An 18,267-nucleotide genomic window follows, 5' to 3' on the forward strand; every position below is an offset into this window, starting at 1 on the left:
GGTATGGACAATATCTAGACTTGTTCTAGATGGAGTCAGTAGGGCGTTTTTGACTGCGCCAATTGGATCGCTCTTGTAAAACGTTTGGCATAACAGACCTCTATGCAAAAACGGTCCTAATGAATCTACGTCTCTTTAGAGCTGGAAAAGTCAAATCAAACATGTATGATATGGTTAGATCGGAGTTAAGGACGTATAGCTCAGTTGGTTAGAGCGCTACGTTGACATCGTAGAGGTCACTGGTTCGAATCCAGTTACGTCCACTCCTAGCATCTCATACTTTGCGCATACCATGACTCAGTGGGTCAAACCCCCTAGGCAGTCTGGTGCTCATGTCATACATAGCACCATTCAGGTTAGCACCATAGAACTTGGTGTAGTGTAGTTTAGCTCCTCTAAGATTGGCATGAGAAAGATTCACCCCACACAAGTTAGCTCTGGTTAAATTCGCATTGGCCAAATTAGCTTGGCTCAAGTTTGCCCCCCAAAGTTTGGCCCTAGCCAAATTAGCTTGGCTCAAGTTTGCCCCCCACAAATTGATTCCCGGCAAATAGGCATCAATAAGTCTAGCCCCAATCAGATCAGCAGATACAAAGTACCTCTCGCCTGTACCATAAAGCCGTTTTAAGTCTTCTGCTTCCATTTATCCACGCTTACCCAAAAAAGAGATTAACAAATAGGTTAACTTTTGCAGTAGTATAAGTATATAGCTTTAGCCATAAGCAGTCAAAAAAAAGCACCTGAGTTTCTTTAAGGTACTCAGGCACTCCCCCGTATAAGTTTCACCAACTTACTCCAGACTTGGTATGGAGAACTTCAAACATTTCCATTACACGGAGCAGAGCGAAGTCAATAACAAACCTGAGTAAAGAGGTATCACTCCTTGCATGTAATTAGAATATTCCTTAGAAGGGGAGTAACCAACCTGGATGGTGACAGTTTATTAACTGACACGTAAAAAGTTTGGGAATTTTTTGTATGGACTGCATCTCACAATGAACTTACTCAAAAAACTGTATGGAAATGAATGAATATCAATGTATAAGAGACTTAAACATTTATGATTCTCCCGAATGTGTCCGATTAGCAACCCAAGCTGCTAGGGGAAGGAATTTAAGAATGCCGTGGGAGGGACAAATTCAAGATACTTGTGTTGAAGTTTGTTTGTGTGAAGATCAGTACCGAGGATGGATTGCTCCTAATAATTTGCACCTATTAAAACTTGCCACAAAACCCTACCAACCAGCTAATTTTACCGCTATAGAAATTGAAAAACTTGTACCAGACGTAATTGAATTTACTCAAAAAGCCATGAGAAAAACCAATTATTATCTATGGGGTGGAACCGTAGGGCCCAATTATGATTGTTCCGGTTTAATGCAGGCTGCCTTCCTATCCGTTGGTGTATGGATACCAAGGGATGCTTATCAACAAGAAGCGTTTACTCAAACTATAGATATTAATGAGATACAGATAGGAGATTTAGTATTTTTTGGTACTCCCCAAAAAGCCACCCATGTGGGTTTATATTTAGGAAATGGATATTATATTCACAGCTCAGGAAAAGACCAGGGACGGAACGGAATCGGAATTGATCAATTGTCACCAGATGGCGATCGCATTAGTCAGTTATACTATAAACAACTGCGTGGATCTGGTAGGGTTGTGAGAAGTTACATCCCCATTTCCCAAGAATGGTAAATATTAACTACATTAACCACTACTAATTCTAACCCTACTTATTTCTACATTTAGTAATACTTATGACTAATTATCCACTGCCAGCCACTAACGAAAAATTATCTAGTAGTCAATATAAAGCACTTGACATTTCAGTAGTTTTACCGATTAAAGATGAACTAGAAAGTTTGCCATTATTGCTAGAGGGAATTTGTCATGCTTTACAAGTAAATAGATTAAATTATGAAATTGTTTGCGTAGATGATGGATCTAAGGATGGTTCAGCAGAGTTTCTCAAGACCCAGGCTCAAATGCGCAATGATCTAAAAGTAATAATTTTGCGACGGAATTATGGACAAACAGCTGCTATGTCCGCTGGTTTTAATTATGCCACAGGTGAAACCATTGTTACCTTAGATGCGGATTTACAAAATGACCCCATGGATATTCCCGCACTATTAGCTAAACTAGATGAGGGTTATGACCTAGTGACTGGTTGGCGGCAAAATCGCCAGGATGGAGCAATAAATCGCCTCATACCCTCCAAAATTGCTAACTGGTTAATTCGTCGTGCTACTGGTGTTTATGTTCATGACTATGGTTGTTCTCTCAAGGCCTACCGTGCAGAATTAGTAGCAGATATGAATCTATATGGAGAGCTACATAGGTTTCTACCTGCATTAGCATATATTGAAGGAGCAAGAATTGCAGAAATTCCCGTACGTCATCACGCAAGACGTTTTGGTAAAAGTAAATATGGTATATATCGGACATTTCGTGTATTAATGGATTTAATAACTATTCTTTTTATGAAAAAGTTTCTTACTAGTCCAATGCACGTTTTTGGGTTATTAGGTTTAGGTTCAATCATTATTGGTGGGGGACTAAGTATTTATCTCACCATTCTCAAGTTGTTTTTTTATCTCAACATTGGTAGTCGTCCCCTACTAATTTTAGCGGTATTATTGCTGGTTACCGGAGTACAGTTATTTTGTTTTGGACTATTAGCGGAAATGCTAATGCGTACCTATCATGAGTCTCAGGGGAGGCCAATATATCGGGTTAGGGAAGTTGTAGGTAAAATTCCCAACTAGGTTATAATGGTTAGTCTCCATAAAAGTCCTCATCCAGAATTTCCTCTATTTGAAAAGGACAAATTATGGGATACTCACTCTCTTCTGGTAGACGGACTCCCAATTTAGCAAATTTGCTCTCCTTAATTGCCAATTTTCGTCCATCAGGATAGGCTTTTTCCACTGCTTCCACGAGAAAACCTTTTAGAGATGGAGTATCTGCTAAATTATCCAGTACCCGTTGACGATGTTCTACAACTGAACCGTACCAACTTGTTTTCATCATATCAGGTGCATCATGCTGAATTTTTAGTTTGAGTAAGTGAGCTAATAATATCTTAATATTACTTTTAAGTGTATTCTTCTGGGACTTACCCAAATCTACTAACTCCTGAATTAAATGCTCAACATCCAAAGATACAAACTCACGATTTTGCAATTGTTGAATTGTTTGTTCGATCCATAATTCTAAATCGCTATCATACAGTTTATTATACATATTATCCAAGTCCTAATCACTAGACATTAAGGCGATCGCTCTTTGGTCTAAACTATTAACACTAATACTAGTTGGGTTAAAGAGGGTAACTGTAAACTTTTCATATGATTCAACATTAGTATCTGCTGACACATTTAACGTGATAATTTTACTTAAATATTTATATTGGGTTATGATTGGGACTTACCACACCTTGGCTTGAAAATCCTCCTTCATGTCAATAGCTACCGAGTCTCCTGCTGGACGAATTAAAAATAAACCTTGTTCTAAGGCGTATTGATCTGCCTTCTCATCTACTTTAATACCCGCTACTGCTCCATAAAGCCTATAGTTTTTATATTTAGGAAATATATCCTTGAACCGATCCAGCACTTTTATAAATCGTTTAATATCTCGTACCTTCAAGTGAGACTTAACTTCAATAGCTACAATTTCACCATCATTTTCTGCCCAAATATCAATTTCTATGGAACCTTTATAATCATGAGCTTTTACCTGAAGAGAGGTATAGTGTACGTTAATACCCTGCTCCTTAAATAATCGCACAGCAGCAGGTCTAACTAGGTTTTCTACAAACTCACCCCATCTGCTAGTGATGGATCCCATATGTTTATTAGTTTCAGCCACCATCTTCCTAGTTTCTTCCATAGATATACGGAATTGGTTCATCTCTTCTTCATGTTTTCGCTGGCGTTCCTCGTATTCCCGTTGACGCTGTTCATTTTCCCGTTGACGTTGTTCATATTCCTGTTGACGTTCTTGAGATAGACGTTTTTGTTCAGCTTGTTCAGCTTCTCTTTGCCTTTCGCTTTCTTTGAATAAGGCAAAAATATCTGCGAGCGTAATTGTTTCGTTGCTCATAAGTCTATAACCTTCAGTAAAAATTTCTTCTATTCTAACCTATCCTACGTTACAAACTAGTAGTATAGATAGTAAATGCGATCGCATATCTATTTATAGACTTACCACACCTTGGCTTGAAAATCCTCCTTCATGTCAATAGCTACCGAGTCTCCTGCTGGACGAATTAAAAATAAACCTTATGTTTTCGCTGACGGGCCTCATTTTCCCGTTGACGTTCTTCACGTTCCCGTTCAATTTCTTGAGATAGACGCTTTTGTTCCGCTTCTCTTTGTCTTTCACTCTCTTTGAATAAAGCAAAAATATCTGCGATTGTAATAGTTTCATTGCTAATAATTCTATAATATTAGGTAAAAATTTCTTCTATTATAACTTATCCTGTTTACCAAATAGACATGCGATCGCCTGTCCATTTAGTGTCTAGTTTGGGATACCAGAGGTAAGTGAGACTTAACTTCAATGGCTACAATTTCACCATCATTTTCTGCCCAAATATCAATTTCTATGGAACCTTTATAATCATGAGCTTTTACCTGAAGAGAGGTATAGTGTACATTAATACCCTGCTCCTTAAATAATCGCGCCGCAGCAGATCTAACTAAGTTTTCTACAAACTCACCCCATCTGCTAGTGATGGATCCCATATTTTTATTAGTTTCAGCCACCATCTTCCTGGTTTCTTCCATAAATATACGGAATTGGTCCATCTCTTCTTCATGTTTTCTTTGGCGTTGTTCATATTCCTGTTGATGTTCTTGAGATAGACGTTTTTGTTCAGCTTGCAGGGAAAATTGCGATCGCCCTCACACCTAAATCTTCCAAACTGGGTCAGTAAATCTAACTACTCAATTTTTTGTCAGTTGTCAACTCCCGATTAGTTGATACTGGTGGAAAATTATCTCTCACTAACTTAGTGTAAATTTCTTGAGGTATATAGTGGAGGGGATCCCTTCCTGAAAAGTAAATAAATAAAATACAGGCCCAAGCATATTTGCCTGCAATAATGGCATGAATAATTTGCTGAATTTGTATATGCTGGAATGTTATATCTATCTTTTCTGACTCTTGCTTTTGTTCAAAATTCTCTGGAATCATTTATCACCTCTATCAGTCATTAAATAGTTATTTTGTCAGTTACTAAAGTTTCGTGTTAAACACCCCATAAAATTGGACATGAGACTGGTAGTGATGTTTTGGGATAGTGAGGAAATAATCCTCACAGTTGAAATTAAACCCTTTTTAAAAAAAGGGAGTATAAATATCCTGAGAATGGGGATTGAGATAAGGATGTTGTAACTGGATGTTTTGTAATGCAAACTGTTTAAAGATAGCACTTATGCGGTCCTCTGGAGTATGATCACCCGCTAGCCAGGCTTCAATTAATCCATTAGCAATAATTTGACAGCGGTGAGTACCGAAGCTCTCTTGGTCGCCAAATTTTTGCTCTGGTTCTTCCGCACAGCCTAACCCAGGTGCTAGTATTTTAGTGAACATGGGAACCTGTTGCTGAAAGTATAATTCATTTTCTGCATAGACTTTTTGCAAAACAGGCCAGACTATCTGATGTTGACTTTTATTAAAATAGAGAACAGCTGAATCGTAACGTTGATAATCACCGGGATTATATAATGCTTTAAAAGAGAATGAAATGTCAAGATCATTAAGATATTCCGTTACACTTTCCATCACTGTTGCTGCTCCTTCAGCTGCTATATTAAAGTAGATGCGGGTAATCTCCTGATTGTTTTGAGTTCCCGCATTAGCTACGGCCATATAAAAGCCGTTTTGTACCAAATTCTTCGGCATTTTAACGGATATAGTCTTTCCAGCACTGAGACCTTGAGTTGTTGGTGATAAATGTAAATTGGGGTCAATGTGCAGTGTTAAGCCGTTCTTATAGACTGCTAAGGTACCATCTGTCTCTTCCTTGACAATCTCCCAATTATGACTCCAGTAACCTTTACCTTTGTTCCCATTGTGTAGACGATCATAAAATTCTAGATCTACCCCAAACAAACTATTGTTTTCAAGCTGTTTATTCAATTTACTGCTGTCTATGTTCTCATCTGTACTTGATTTATTCTTTATGTTAACGTTATAATAGTTGTTATATATAAAGTTACGCAATTGTAATTTTAAATGTTGCTGCTGTATCTCTAAAGGTAGCCTTTCAAACTGAGAAGTTACAGAATCTGGTAGAATTGAATGCTTGTAGCGTGTATGCTTAATAGAGTAATAAGACTCAATTTGAATGTGACTAACCATATCCTGCAGAGAATCTTGCAACTGCTCAGGGAGTTGTGTCAGCTGAAATTTGCGAGAATTTAATAATTGCATAGTTTTGTCACCTATAGATAAAAACAACAAAATCCCCTTGACTGACCTTTTGACGCCTTAATTAGATCTCAAATCTAATATCCTCCCCAAAGATTGTGCTGAAAGATGTTTGGGGACGACACAAGAGAGTTTTGGCTAACTGAAGAATAGCAATACCAGAATTACCAAAGGTCTTTTCGTGTTGCAGTTTAGCTTGAATGGAGGTAATTAATGAAAAGCCAGTAAACTGTACAACTAATTGCAAAAAATTAGGTCGACGCTCTAAAATCTCTGGAAAGGTAGTTAAATAACCACCTACTAGTTCTGCTATAGAAGGTTGTATCAAGTGCAAAGGAATAGCTGCTAATCGTAGTGATTCTTCAATTGGTATAGTTCGACTGGTTACCATACTATATAGCCAAATTTGTAAATAACTGGCAATTATGGAACCTAAATCACTTGCTGGATCTCCCCAATTACCACGCTCCCAGTCAATGAGGCGAATTATTTTTTCCCCCCGGATATTACCGGATGATTGACTTATTGTAGATTCCCAATTTAAAGACAGGAGAATATTATTGAGTTTTAGGTCATTATGGGTCAAACAACAAGCATGATAGGATTGACCCAATTGGGAAATTGCTTTCCCCAAATTGTCATAACGTTGATACAGGGAAAAGAATTTTAAACCATCTGCAGTCAGTTGACCAAATAGTTCCGGTGTAATTCTAGGGATTCCCTCATGTACGTGAGAATTTTTATGTTTTCTGGTGATCTGAGAATTTTGAAAGAAATTTTCATATTCTGGACGATCTAAAGTCAACTGATGAATTGATGCTAATATTTCCCCTAGGGAGCGAGCAATTGTCATGGGAAATAAATTTTCTCGGGCATAAAACTCACCTATATCCCGATATTCTCTGAGATAGTTGAAGACAAGGATGGAATTTGCCTGATCAAAATGTATTGCTTCTGATAGGGATGAACGAAGATGATTTACTGCTGAAAATGTCTGAAAAAAATTATGAACTTGCCATTCATCTATAAACTCACCGCTGGTTTTACCCTCTCGATTAATACGTTCTTGTTTCACCAATAATTGACGGTTATCGGGTAAAGTAAGTAATAGATTAAAATTTTTAGCAGATTTGAGATCAATCTTGCTTGCTGATTGCTCTTCTTGAGTGCAAATTCTTTGAGAAATCAGGTAATAAAAAACGTTTTCAGAACTTAAAACAAATGGCATAATTTTTAGGAGATATGTTATTCTTGAAAGGAATATACTAGAAAAGAAATGGCATTAATAGCTGTGATAACAACCATAAACTCAAGAGTTTTGATGCCAAAATTTATCAGTCCATCAAAATAAGGATCTTCACCACCAAAAATAGCTTGAGAATTTTGATTATTCAGATCATTAATGAATGTTTCTGAGTTAATAGGCTCCAGATCATTGATCATAATTTTAGCCATGGATCTTAATAGGTATTAAGGGTATTCTAGAGCCTTTTTTATTGGCTCTCCTGTGGTATTAATAATTTACCTTTGATTCCAGGAGAGCCAAACTGGCTAATTATTTCAGCGTATTAGTAGTCGTAGTCGCTGTAGGACTTGGCTAAGTAGGCAATATGACCAATACCATAGGTATTGACAAATGCTTCTGCTAATTTGGTGAATATGGACATATCACTGAAATCATAAGATCCACCACCATAAACAGAGATAGAATTGACATCGCTCATTTCATTGAGAAAACTTTCAGAATCTTGAAATAGTTCAGAACCGGTGGTTTGCAATTGACCCAGTTTGATACTTGCCATAATTTCCTCCTCAAGGATTTTTTATTAACTTAGTATGAGTGAACCAGAAGTGACCAGGAAATGATCTGGTAATTTTCTTACCAATAATAATCATGATCACTATAAGACTTAGCTAAATAGGCGATATGACCAATACCGTAGGTATTTACAAATGCTTCTCCTAATTTAGTGAGAGTGTACATGTCACTAACATCAGACCCACCACCATAAACAGAGATAGAATTGACATCGCTCATTTCATTGAGAAAACTTTCGGAATCTTGAAATAGTTCAGAACCAGTGGTTTGCAATTGACCCAATTTGATACTTGCCATAATTTCCTCCTCAAAGACTGATTGCTAGTGATAAACATTCCCTAAATCAACAGTGTTTTAGTTTTATACTCCACTGCTGTAGGACTTAGCCAAATAGGCAATATGACCAATACCGTAGGTATTGACAAATGCTTCTGCTAATTTGGTGAATATGGACATGTCACTCACATTGGATCCGAATCCTCCATGAACAGAAATAGAGTTGATATCACTCATATCATTGAGAAAACTTTCAGAATCTTGAAATAGTTCAGAACCAGTGGTTTGTAACTGATCCAGTTTAATACTTGCCATAATTTCCTCCTAGAATACTTGTTCTTATTGGTGAATATGGGAGCGTTTGACGTTTGCTCAACCCATACTCCTATTTTTATGGGAGAAAATTTAAAAAATCAAGGGTTTGAACTGTGTTGATTGGACATTAGTCATGATTTAATGTCCTTCTGTTTTTAAAAACAGCTACCTGAATATATAATAAATCCCCCCTTGACCAAGGGAGGAATAATAAGAATTAGTAAAAACTTAACTCAAAGGTTAGAAGGTGACTGAATCTCTCAATTGATCTAGTGTGTCATCAATCTCCACTCTCCATCTTTCTAGGTTGTCGTTGACACGTCCTAAAATTTGGGAAATATCACCACTCTCAACCGAATTGGAATTTCTCCTTCTTCGTCTTACACCTCCTTGGATATTAACCATTTCGCCAGGAGTAACTTCTTGCAAAAGGTCGCCATCACCATTAGGGTATAGATCACTGATTTTTATGTCCATTTTTGCATCACCTCGTGAGATCTTGGGTTACGGAGAATTGACTTAGAATTTTAAATTCTTTTTCTCATGTTCTGAGATAATCTCTCAAAATTGCAACCTTTCAATATCAAGTTTATAGACATAACTTCAGGCTTATTGTCTCTAAATTACCCCACTCTATAAGCTAGAAACTCTGGGATTTACGAGTGAGGTAAGAACTTTGAAGTGGTTTCCTATCTCCTGAGAAGATTTACTTTTCAGTTGATTTTTGAGCCTGTGTCTTGAGATCCGGGAATGGTGATATCTATTGGTGTAATTTTACTTGCTAACTGGGTTAACGGTGGTTGAATGGCACTTTGATTTCCTACGACTAAAGTAACTAAATTCTCTGGTTTGAGATATTTCTGAGCCACTCTTTGCACATCTGCAGCTGTGGTTTTTGTCACCGCTTTTTGATAGCGAAACAGAAAGTCAGCAGGATAACCATAATATTCATAACGCATTAACCGTGACAGGGTTTGACCTGGATCCTGAAAATTGAATACAAAAGAATTTAGGGTGGACTCCTTAGCATACCTTAATTCTTTCGCTGTTACTGGTTGCTTTTGAATGCGCTCAATCTCTAATTGAATGGATTTTATAAACTGTACGGTAGCATCAGAACGAGTTTGTCCACCAGCAATAAACACACCCGGATAATCAAAACGGGGATTCCATAAACCATATACAGAGTAGGCTAAACCTTGGCGCGATCGCACCTCATTAAATAGTCTTCCTCCAAACCCATTTAGCACACCATTCATCACATCTAATGCTGCATAATCTGGACTATTGAATTTTCCCCCCAAATGTCCCATCAAAATGCTGCTCTGTGTCAGTTGTGGTTGATTGACAAAGAATAACCCACTTAAATTAGCTTGCTGCACTGGTGGTAATTGAGTTTTAGCAATGTTGAGATTAGGTTGCCAATCACCCAGTTTAGTCTGAATCAGAGAGCGCATTTTTTTCGGGTTAAAATCCCCCACAATTCCCAGGATTATGTTATTGGGATGGAAATATTTCCGATAGAAGTTAATCACATCTTCTCGCTGGATTTTATCCAGAGTTGCATATTCTATAGTGCGTGCATAGGGACTATTTTGACCATAGATTAATTTGCGAAACTCCCGACTGGCAATATTGTCAGAATCATCATTGCGACGGGCAATACTTCCCTTAATTTGAGTTTTAATCAATTCCAACTTTTCTGGAGCAAAAGCTGGTTCTCGTAAGACTTCTGCAAACAACCCGAACACAGTTTCTAAATCTTCAGTTAAACTTTCAAAACTCGCAGTTCCAGTGCTTTCATTAATGTCAGTTTCTACGGATGCTGCTCTTTGCTCCAAAATTTCATTTAGTTCATCCGGGGAGTGTTTGTTAGTTCCTCCAATGCGCATTAGTGAACCTACAACGTCACCCAAACCAACTTTATCTCCTGCTTCCCAACGACTACCAGTCTTAATTAGAGTTGTTCCACTAACTAAGGGTAATTCATGATCCTCCATTAAATAGACGACTAAACCGTTGTTTAATTGGAATCGCTCATACTTTGGCAGTTTAATTCCCGGTAAAGAATTGAATTGTAAGTCCGTATAATGCTTCGCTGCTGCTGTTGCTACCCTTGAGAAATTCAAGGTCAATACTAAGGCAATTACTACCGCGAAAAATAATTGCCAAGTTCTACCCAACTTGGGGAAAATATTACGTGAAAATTTCAATTTTTTACTCCTGACCATGGTTCTGCTTTCTTCCTCTCTACCTATGATTTTTGGGAAAGTAATTTACCAATTGTGCGATTTTCCGCTGTGAAGGTTGATTGTGCTACTCTTTGAATATCCGCAGGGGTAACCTTTGTAATGTCATCCAATTGCTTGAATAAATTCCGCCAAGAACCTGTTTTCACTTCATATTCCAATAGTTGCTGTGCCATACCCATATTGGAATCTAAACTCCTTAGTAAACCTGCTCTAGCTTGTGTTTTGACTCGCTCTAATTCTTTCTCAGATACGAGCTGGGTTTGCAATTTGGTAATTTCCTGACCTAGGGCGATCGCCAATTTATCTACTGTATGACCTGGTGCTGTCAGAGCATAAAATAACATTAAATTAGGATACTTGTCTCCTGGAAAACCACTAATCCCTTCCGCCACCAAAGCCACTCTTTGGGTTTCAATCAAAGATTTATACAGTCGTGAAGTCCTACCATTACTTAGTAAACTGCTGATAATATCGTAAACAGCGTTATCGGGGTCAGTGATACTAGGACGATGATAGCCCTCCAAGTACCAAGGTTGTGAGGGTAGTTCTACGGTAATTTCTCTGGTGCTGGTTTGTTTAGGTTCGGGGTTAATTTTAGCTTGTGCTTTCGGTTTAGCTGGATATCTACCAAAATAAATTTTGGCCAATCTTTTAACCTGATTAGGGTTAACATCACCAACCACCGCAATGGTTAAATTACTGGGAACATAATACTTGTTAAAAAACTCCCTCACATTAGCTGGAGAAAGGTTACGAATATCTTCATCATAACCAATAACAGGTCTCCGGTAAGGGTGAACTTTAAAAGCAACATCGGTGAATTTTTCAACCATTAACCCTACGGGAGAATTTTCTACCCGCATTCGTCTTTCTTCTAAAATCACATCCCTTTCTTTATAAAATTCTCGGAATACCGGTTCTAAAAATCTTTCTGATTCCAGAGACATCCACAGCTCCAATTTATTGGCGGGAAAACTATAAAAGTAACGGGTTGCTTCACTAGAAGTATTAGCATTTAAACCCACACCTCCAGCTTGTTCAACTATTTGACCCATTTCATTTTGTTTCACCAATTTCCCAGCTTGAGCTTCTACGGTTTTGAACTCTTTTTTTAGCTTTTCTAGCTCTTCCGTTCTATTTTCACTCTTGGCAGCTCTAATTTGACTATCTAATTGCTCTAATTTATCTAATAAGGGCTTCTCCTCTTTGTAGTTTGTTGTACCAATACGCTTAGTTCCCTTAAAAGCTAAGTGTTCCAAAAAATGAGCTACTCCTGTTTGTCCATCTGGTTCATCTATCCCCCCAACATTTGCATAAGTCAGAAAAGAAACCACGGGTGCTTGATGTCTTTCCAAGACAATAAACTTTAAACCATTATCTAAAGTGAACTCTGTTAGTTGCTTAACAACTCGGTCTAAATAGGGCTTAATCGAACTTTGATTACCTTGTAGGGCGATCGCTGTTTGAATGGGAAAATTACCACAAAATAAGAAAAATGCTAGGGTTATTACCAGAAAACGCCTCATACAAGTAAAAATCCAATGGGTCATAGCAAAAATCCAACTAAATTTACAATTCTTTAAAATTCCGGTCAGATAGCAAACAAAGCATTAATCTTCTATTAAGCTTTCCGTACTTCCTAACTTTCATGTTAGACAATGCAGATAAAATTCGTGTTCCCTAACACACACCGAATAACTACTATGCCAGTTTTTCATTATTCCTCCCCTTCAGAAGCTCAAACCCGTAGCCGCATTGTTATAGCAGCATTGCGTTTATTTGCTTCCAGGGGATTTGATAGCACTACTACCCGTGATTTAGCCCACGCTGCAGGAGTTGCTGAGGGTACACTCTTTCGTCATTTTGCCAATAAAAAGGCAATTCTGGTAGAGGTAGCAACCAATGGTTGGGTAGAAATTCTCACGGACCTACTGACAGAATTGAGTGAAATGGGTAGTTATAAAGCCATAGCTCAGGTTATGCGTCGCAGAATGTGGAACATGCAAAAGAATGTTGATTTGATGCGAGTTTGTTTCATGGAGGTGCAGTTTCATCCAGATTTGCAGAATCGCATCCAAACTGAGGTGATTGATAAAATGACCAGTGTTGCAGAAGCATTTTTCCAAACCGCCATGGATAGGGGTATCTATCGCCAAATGGATGCTAAATTGGTTGCTAAAGTATTTTTAGGAATGTTCGCGATCGCAGGTTTTTCTGATCACACTCTAATTGAACCAAATGCATCTCCCCAGGAAATGCAACAAATGGCCGAAGGTTTAGCAGATATATTCTTAAATGGAGTTTTGGTGAAGGAATCCACAATTCAATAATAATTCTCAAGGATTCTTGTGTAGGAGTTTTGCAACTCTTTGACAGTTGCCCCCTTCAAATCTTAACAAAAACTTAACCCGAACTCAACCTCCAGAATATAGAATAGGAGTGATTCTTTTCCAGAGAAACATGATTTCATTGTTACCACGAAAGTATTACAAACCTGTGATCTGCTTTGTATCTGGTCTAATCGCCTTCATATTAATGTCTTTAAGTGGGTTCAACCAAAAACCGGATACGCCCTATCAGCTCACTAACGATAACATAACACCCATTGTTTCAGAATTTACCGCTACGCACTTAGAACCCAATTTTTATCAGTAAATACTCAACTCACTAGTTTTAAGAGATACCAGGATGCCATCATTATCAAACAGGTGCAGAAGACTTATATCCTTCAGTCTTTCCCTAATTTTCTCGGTCTTTATAGTGGCTTTTAGTTATCCTCAAACTGTCTTAGCCACTGGTAATGGCATTAACGTCATTCTCATGATTGGTGATGGCATGGGTTGGAATATGACCCGTGCTGCTGCAGTAGCTAGAGGTGGGGCTTTTTATACTGCAGGCAAAGGATCTGGTTTAAGTATGCAAACTTTAACCGGATATGGACTAGTAACCACTTTTGGTACTACCATTCAGAGGGGTAATGGAACTAAATCTACTGGAAACTCTGCCCTGGACGGTAGTAATCCAGTCACAGGAGCTAGTCAGGTAATTGAGGGCTTTTCATTTAATTCCTCCCCACTTAATCCTGGTAATCGCTCCGATGGCAACAGTACAAACCCTGGCAATGTTGTTGGATACGACATATCTCAAGGGGGACCTACTCCCTGGATCCCTCTGACTCCTGCTCGTCCTGGTAGTTACAATAAGGAGTACATTAAATATAGCTATCCTGATTCCGCTAACACGGCTACAACCTTATATACAGGCGTAAAGAGTTATAATAACGCCATGGGTGTGGATATTTATGAGAAGAAACTAACCACCATTCTGGAAATTGCTAAACAGCAAGGTAAGTCCACAGGTTTAGTAACCTCAGTACCTGTGAGCCATGCGACTCCTGGAGCAGCAGCTTCCTTTGTTAATCGTCGCAACAAATATGACAGTACTTATGACCCCAAAAAGACCAACCAGGATAGCATATTGCAACAAACACTGTTAGATTTTCAACCCAATGTTTTGTTGGGTGGTGGACACCCTCTGGATTTATCCAATTCTACAGCTACTGGATCCGTCTGTAAATATACTTATATTACTGGGGATACTTATAAGAATTTAAGTGGTAAAACAGAAATCTCCGACACAGTTGCTTGTGCGGTTAATCACCTTACCAAACCCAACCTCAACAATCGCTATGGTTATACTTTTTTGGAACGAGGTCCCAATGCCAGTGAAATCCTAGCACAGACCGCTGCAAATACTAATCCAAACAATGGTGATAAACTGTTTGGTCTGTATGGGGCCCGTGGTCAAGATGGTAATATACCTGTCAGTTCTTCTAAGGGAGATTATAGTCTCACAGGGTTAGGACAGTTTGGTTTGTATAGCTCGGTGGTGAAAACTGGAACTACTTCTAGTTGCGCTTCCGGGAAAATAATTACTGCTTCTACCAATGAATGTATACCAGTAATTGATAAATCGGGGAACCCTACCACTGCTAACTCAGCTAATACAGATACTGTTCGTCCTTTGGCTCCTGGTGAAACCAATGCTTCCTTTATTGCTAGAGAAATCAACGAAAATCCCACCTTAGAGGAAATGACCAAAGCAGCTCTAACTGTCCTTGGTAAAGATAGGGATGGTTTCTGGCTAATGGTAGAGGGTGGTGATATTGACTGGGCAGCTCATGACAATAATATGGATAATTTAATTGGTACAGTCAATGACTTTGACAAAGCCGTTCAAAGTGTGGTTGATTGGATTAACACTAATGGTGGATGGAAGAAAAATTTGCTGATTGTGACTGCTGACCATGACCACTATCTGACACTAAACGATGATTTTCCCCAGAAATTAACTCCCCAAGATGGAAAAATGGCTAGGGGATTGAAATATAATGCCAAGGATATTACCTTTATCAAGCACAACCCCAGAGATGCTGGTCATTTTTGGGGGTCAGATCCCACCCAAAAGTATCTGTGGGGCAATCATACTAGAAGACCTGTACCTGTTTATTATCAGGGAGCTTATTCTGGTAATTTAACCATATATGCAGGACAGAACGTAAAATTTACAGACAGTACTGGGTCTACCTATACTATACCAGGTGGACGTGGTTTAGTGGATCAAACCCACATATTTCAAACCATGAAAAGAGCCATAACGAGTTCTAATCCTTAAAAACTAGTTTCTTCAGCAATGATTTCCTATGTACTCTAACCTATCACTGGGCGATCGCTTGTTAAAATAGTAAAGTCAGCATTTGATAGGAGTCATAGTCATGATAATTGCAACTGCTAAAAAATGACGGAATTTCCTAATTATGATGACGGGACAGATAATTTCTATGAACAGATATACAAACTATGACAACTTTGTATGAACAAGATTTTGCTCTCTGGTCAGAAAAGATGGCTGATCTAATTGCTAACGGGCATTTTGATAAGCTAGATATCATAAACTTAGTGGAAGAAATTAGAGACTTGTCGAAACGAGAACGAGATCAGTTATTAAGTAGTATGCGACTAATATTGCATCACAAGAAAATCGCCGAAAGGCACGGAAGCCACTTGGCTTTAGACAGTGGAGGAAGTGCCAACGGCGAATTTATTCGCCTTGATATTTAACCGTGATGCGGATCTTCAATATTCCAGTGTTGTCTTCATGTTGTTTCGTGGCTGCTATTGACAAGTAAATCATATGGATGCGATCGCTGAAACAGGTATGGAGATACCAGTTAATTGTTGTTACACTCTCAAGGATGTTACTGACAGGAACCTGAATATGTTATAATGCACTATCTCATTCTTTTGCTCAAGATTGTTTTTGACATTATACTGCTATTTAACCAAGGATGTGCGATCGCACCATTGTCTAAAAATTCATAATCGAAAAAACTGATGGAAAGGTTAATTTCCCATTTATACTTTCGGACTTACAGAAGAATCGAGGAAGATTTAAAAAATTTAGGTTACGCAGAGGAAAAAAGGGAGTGCTTCGCAATCGCTCTTGTCTTTAGTATAAACTCCAGTTTTTAAAAACCCCCAAGGGTATTCTATTGCAGGTAATAGTTTATTCGAGTGCAGTAATATCAATACCCTTGATTAAGCTGTCGTGCGTATCCAAAAACTAACCAACTATCAATATTAGCCTCGACTCAAGATTTCCACGTGGTCAGCATAGCTAAAAAGACGGTTTCGTTTTTGGGAAGTAAGCTCGCGAACTATACCAAGTTTCTGCAGTTGGGCCAATGCTTTATTAACTGTAGCCGGACTCAGCCCAGTCCGCTCGACTAGCCAAGGGGATGTTGCAATGGGGCGCTCTGTCAAGGCTCGATGGATCTGTAGCATAGAAGCTGTCCTACGGCCAAGTGCCTTGATCTTATCACGATCTTGGTTCCCCAGCTCAAGAAGCTGCTGGGCAGTCTCTACCGCTTGAGTAGCAGTGATGATGACCGACTCAGCAAAGAAATCGAGCCATGCCTCCCAATCTCCGGTTAGCCGAACTTGATTGAGCAGCTCATAGTAGTATTGACGGTGAGTCTTGAAGTGAAGGCTAAGATACAGCATCGGTTCTTGTAGAACTTGATGTTCGCACAACAGCAGCGTGATTAATAGGCGACCCAAACGCCCGTTACCATCAAGGAAAGGGTGGATGGTCTCGAATTGAACATGGGCCAAGGCTGCCTTGAGGAGAATTGGGGTTGGTTCTGGTTCGTCGTGGAGAAACAGTTCCAGCTTGCTCATACATTCCAAAACCTCGTTGGCCGGCGGTGGGACAAAGGCTGCGTTACCCGGTCTAGTGCCACCGATCCAGTTCTGGGTGCGCCGAAACTCCCCCGGTGTCTGACTACTGCCACGTCCCTTGTTGAGAAGGACACCGTGGATCTCTTTGAAGAGTCGCAATGAAATGGGAAGGCCCCCCCTCAAAAGACGCAGCCCATGTTCAAGCGCAGCAAGGTAGTTACTAACCTCCCGCACATCATCCAGCGGGACTCCTGGTTGCTCTTCTAATTCAAATATCAACAAGTCAGATAGCGATGACTGAGTGCCTTCAATCATTGAAGAAAGCACCGCTTCTTTGCGGATATACATATAAATTAAGAAAGACGTGTCTGGAAGGAGTGTTGAAATGCTACTGAGACGACCAAGGCTAACAAGTGCTTGATCAAATTTGCTAGATAGTGTCTGTGTCCACTCAATGGCGGGATGAGGAGGTAAAGGTTTGGGAATAAAAGCATGCGCCCTCTCACCTGCTGTGGAAATGGTCACATAATGTCCCTGAATCCCTCGTTTCATTTGCTCCACCTTGAAACTAAAATAAGATTTAATCTTATTTTAGTTTCTGCCATTATACTAAAATAAGAATAAGAATTTCACAAAAAAATCTCTGGAAGTGCCGTAGCCTTTTATAGTTCTCATACTTTTTCTACCCATTATACCACAGCTTTGTAAACCCACTATATATCAAGACGCGATTACAAAGCACTCCCTATGGGAGATCGGGAAGCACTAGCACTCGCCAGATCGCACTTCTTATTACAATTCTTATAATAAAGTATAGATAAAGGCTAACTCAATTAAATTTAAATTACATAGCAATTAACACAAAATAATCATTAAAAGCTAAATTGAGCGTCAAAATTAGCTTACCGGGTGACAAAGT

The 18,267-nt window shown here is 38.9% G+C and carries 20 protein-coding genes and 1 tRNA gene; 6 read left to right on the plus strand and 15 right to left on the minus strand.

Going from position 1 to position 18,267, the window contains the following annotated elements:
• The first annotated feature begins 189 nt into the window (after positions 1-189).
• A tRNA-Val gene (locus ASL19_RS12450) sits at positions 190-263 on the plus strand.
• An 11-nt stretch (positions 264-274) separates the two neighbouring features.
• Here ASL19_RS12450 and ASL19_RS12455 read toward each other — a convergent pair.
• On the minus strand, positions 275-643 hold the full coding sequence (locus ASL19_RS12455) for a pentapeptide repeat-containing protein (RefSeq protein ID WP_057178586.1): 369 nt from the start codon (positions 641-643) through the stop codon (positions 275-277).
• Between the two features lie 374 nt (positions 644-1,017).
• On the opposite strand from ASL19_RS12455, the gene ASL19_RS12460 reads away from it, so the two are divergent.
• Both ASL19_RS12460 and ASL19_RS12465 read left to right on the plus strand, forming a co-directional pair.
• The gene (locus ASL19_RS12460) at positions 1,018-1,701 is read left to right on the plus strand and encodes a C40 family peptidase (RefSeq protein WP_057178587.1); all 684 of its coding nucleotides are present in this window, start codon (positions 1,018-1,020) and stop codon (positions 1,699-1,701) included.
• 62 nt (positions 1,702-1,763) lie between these two features.
• Positions 1,764-2,774, plus strand: coding sequence for a glycosyltransferase family 2 protein (locus ASL19_RS12465; protein WP_057178588.1), 1,011 nt, complete (start codon positions 1,764-1,766; stop codon positions 2,772-2,774).
• Positions 2,775-2,784: 10 nt separating this feature from the next.
• On the opposite strand, the gene ASL19_RS12470 is transcribed toward ASL19_RS12465, so the two are convergent.
• The 13 genes from ASL19_RS12470 to ASL19_RS12530 form a co-directional block, all read right to left on the minus strand.
• Entirely contained in the window at positions 2,785-3,252 is a 468-nt protein-coding gene (locus ASL19_RS12470; protein WP_057178589.1) for a DUF29 domain-containing protein, read from the minus strand.
• 183 nt (positions 3,253-3,435) lie between these two features.
• Complete coding sequence (locus tag ASL19_RS12475) at positions 3,436-4,113, minus strand: hypothetical protein (RefSeq protein WP_072149136.1); 678 nt, start codon at positions 4,111-4,113, stop codon at positions 3,436-3,438.
• Positions 4,114-4,526: 413 nt separating this feature from the next.
• On the minus strand, positions 4,527-4,820 hold the full coding sequence (locus ASL19_RS12480; protein WP_235529000.1) for a DUF3782 domain-containing protein: 294 nt from the start codon (positions 4,818-4,820) through the stop codon (positions 4,527-4,529).
• A 130-nt stretch (positions 4,821-4,950) separates the two neighbouring features.
• Positions 4,951-5,208 (minus strand): HetP family heterocyst commitment protein, encoded by a 258-nt coding sequence (locus tag ASL19_RS12485; protein ID WP_006278666.1) that lies wholly within the window; start codon positions 5,206-5,208, stop codon positions 4,951-4,953.
• A gap of 144 nt (positions 5,209-5,352) precedes the next feature.
• A complete protein-coding gene (locus ASL19_RS12490; protein ID WP_057178590.1) occupies positions 5,353-6,450 on the minus strand; it encodes a T3SS effector HopA1 family protein in 1,098 nt (365 codons plus the stop codon).
• 61 nt (positions 6,451-6,511) lie between these two features.
• Positions 6,512-7,675 (minus strand): aminoglycoside phosphotransferase family protein, encoded by a 1,164-nt coding sequence (locus tag ASL19_RS12495; RefSeq protein ID WP_057178591.1) that lies wholly within the window; start codon positions 7,673-7,675, stop codon positions 6,512-6,514.
• A gap of 17 nt (positions 7,676-7,692) precedes the next feature.
• Positions 7,693-7,902 carry a hypothetical protein gene (locus tag ASL19_RS12500; protein ID WP_006278662.1) on the minus strand — a complete coding sequence of 70 codons (210 nt, stop codon included), beginning with the start codon at positions 7,900-7,902 and terminating at the stop codon, positions 7,693-7,695.
• A gap of 113 nt (positions 7,903-8,015) precedes the next feature.
• Entirely contained in the window at positions 8,016-8,249 is a 234-nt protein-coding gene (locus ASL19_RS12505) for a hypothetical protein (protein ID WP_006278661.1), read from the minus strand.
• A gap of 77 nt (positions 8,250-8,326) precedes the next feature.
• On the minus strand, positions 8,327-8,563 hold the full coding sequence (locus ASL19_RS12510) for a hypothetical protein (RefSeq protein ID WP_057178592.1): 237 nt from the start codon (positions 8,561-8,563) through the stop codon (positions 8,327-8,329).
• Positions 8,564-8,626: 63 nt separating this feature from the next.
• Positions 8,627-8,857 (minus strand): hypothetical protein, encoded by a 231-nt coding sequence (locus tag ASL19_RS12515; protein WP_057178593.1) that lies wholly within the window; start codon positions 8,855-8,857, stop codon positions 8,627-8,629.
• Between the two features lie 240 nt (positions 8,858-9,097).
• Positions 9,098-9,334, minus strand: a complete 237-nt coding sequence (locus tag ASL19_RS12520) for a hypothetical protein (protein ID WP_006278658.1) — start codon at positions 9,332-9,334, stop codon at positions 9,098-9,100.
• Positions 9,335-9,570: 236 nt separating this feature from the next.
• Positions 9,571-11,088, minus strand: coding sequence for a pitrilysin family protein (locus ASL19_RS12525; RefSeq protein ID WP_006278657.1), 1,518 nt, complete (start codon positions 11,086-11,088; stop codon positions 9,571-9,573).
• Positions 11,089-11,111: 23 nt separating this feature from the next.
• Positions 11,112-12,659: a pitrilysin family protein gene (locus ASL19_RS12530; protein WP_057178594.1), complete on the minus strand. Its 1,548-nt coding sequence runs from the start codon at positions 12,657-12,659 to the stop codon at positions 11,112-11,114.
• A gap of 153 nt (positions 12,660-12,812) precedes the next feature.
• Between ASL19_RS12530 and ASL19_RS12535 the strand changes: the two genes are divergently transcribed.
• From ASL19_RS12535 to ASL19_RS17185, 3 genes are all read left to right on the plus strand, one after another.
• Positions 12,813-13,439, plus strand: a complete 627-nt coding sequence (locus ASL19_RS12535) for a TetR/AcrR family transcriptional regulator (protein WP_006278655.1) — start codon at positions 12,813-12,815, stop codon at positions 13,437-13,439.
• Between the two features lie 430 nt (positions 13,440-13,869).
• Positions 13,870-15,783 carry an alkaline phosphatase gene (locus ASL19_RS12540; protein ID WP_082604695.1) on the plus strand — a complete coding sequence of 638 codons (1,914 nt, stop codon included), beginning with the start codon at positions 13,870-13,872 and terminating at the stop codon, positions 15,781-15,783.
• A gap of 185 nt (positions 15,784-15,968) precedes the next feature.
• Complete coding sequence (locus ASL19_RS17185; protein WP_057178596.1) at positions 15,969-16,229, plus strand: DUF29 family protein; 261 nt, start codon at positions 15,969-15,971, stop codon at positions 16,227-16,229.
• A 519-nt stretch (positions 16,230-16,748) separates the two neighbouring features.
• Here the strand turns inward: ASL19_RS17185 and ASL19_RS12550 are convergent.
• On the minus strand, positions 16,749-17,900 hold the full coding sequence (locus tag ASL19_RS12550; protein WP_057178597.1) for a Fic family protein: 1,152 nt from the start codon (positions 17,898-17,900) through the stop codon (positions 16,749-16,751).
• Positions 17,901-18,267: the final 367 nt, after the last annotated feature.

This window comes from Cylindrospermopsis sp. CR12 (assembly GCF_001432185.1).
GTDB classification, from domain to species: Bacteria; Cyanobacteriota; Cyanobacteriia; order Cyanobacteriales; family Nostocaceae; genus Raphidiopsis; species Raphidiopsis raciborskii.

Coding starts and splice junctions, on each gene's coding strand:
- ASL19_RS12485 (WP_006278666.1), bottom strand. CDS start 5,208: ATGATTCCAGAGAATTTTGAACAAAAGCAAGAGTCAGAAAAGATAGAT.
- ASL19_RS12515 (WP_057178593.1), bottom strand. CDS start 8,857: ATGGCAAGTATTAAACTGGATCAGTTACAAACCACTGGTTCTGAACTA.
- ASL19_RS12470 (WP_057178589.1), bottom strand. CDS start 3,252: ATGTATAATAAACTGTATGATAGCGATTTAGAATTATGGATCGAACAA.
- ASL19_RS12465 (WP_057178588.1), top strand. CDS start 1,764: ATGACTAATTATCCACTGCCAGCCACTAACGAAAAATTATCTAGTAGT.
- ASL19_RS12475 (WP_072149136.1), bottom strand. CDS start 4,113: ATGAGCAACGAAACAATTACGCTCGCAGATATTTTTGCCTTATTCAAA.
- ASL19_RS12510 (WP_057178592.1), bottom strand. CDS start 8,563: ATGGCAAGTATCAAATTGGGTCAATTGCAAACCACTGGTTCTGAACTA.
- ASL19_RS12520 (WP_006278658.1), bottom strand. CDS start 9,334: ATGGACATAAAAATCAGTGATCTATACCCTAATGGTGATGGCGACCTT.
- ASL19_RS12550 (WP_057178597.1), bottom strand. CDS start 17,900: ATGAAACGAGGGATTCAGGGACATTATGTGACCATTTCCACAGCAGGT.
- ASL19_RS12525 (WP_006278657.1), bottom strand. CDS start 11,088: ATGGTCAGGAGTAAAAAATTGAAATTTTCACGTAATATTTTCCCCAAG.
- ASL19_RS12495 (WP_057178591.1), bottom strand. CDS start 7,675: ATGCCATTTGTTTTAAGTTCTGAAAACGTTTTTTATTACCTGATTTCT.
- ASL19_RS12530 (WP_057178594.1), bottom strand. CDS start 12,659: ATGACCCATTGGATTTTTACTTGTATGAGGCGTTTTCTGGTAATAACC.
- ASL19_RS12500 (WP_006278662.1), bottom strand. CDS start 7,902: ATGGCTAAAATTATGATCAATGATCTGGAGCCTATTAACTCAGAAACA.
- ASL19_RS12480 (WP_235529000.1), bottom strand. CDS start 4,820: ATGGACCAATTCCGTATATTTATGGAAGAAACCAGGAAGATGGTGGCT.
- ASL19_RS12505 (WP_006278661.1), bottom strand. CDS start 8,249: ATGGCAAGTATCAAACTGGGTCAATTGCAAACCACCGGTTCTGAACTA.
- ASL19_RS12460 (WP_057178587.1), top strand. CDS start 1,018: ATGGAAATGAATGAATATCAATGTATAAGAGACTTAAACATTTATGAT.
- ASL19_RS12490 (WP_057178590.1), bottom strand. CDS start 6,450: ATGCAATTATTAAATTCTCGCAAATTTCAGCTGACACAACTCCCTGAG.
- ASL19_RS12535 (WP_006278655.1), top strand. CDS start 12,813: ATGCCAGTTTTTCATTATTCCTCCCCTTCAGAAGCTCAAACCCGTAGC.
- ASL19_RS17185 (WP_057178596.1), top strand. CDS start 15,969: ATGACAACTTTGTATGAACAAGATTTTGCTCTCTGGTCAGAAAAGATG.
- ASL19_RS12455 (WP_057178586.1), bottom strand. CDS start 643: ATGGAAGCAGAAGACTTAAAACGGCTTTATGGTACAGGCGAGAGGTAC.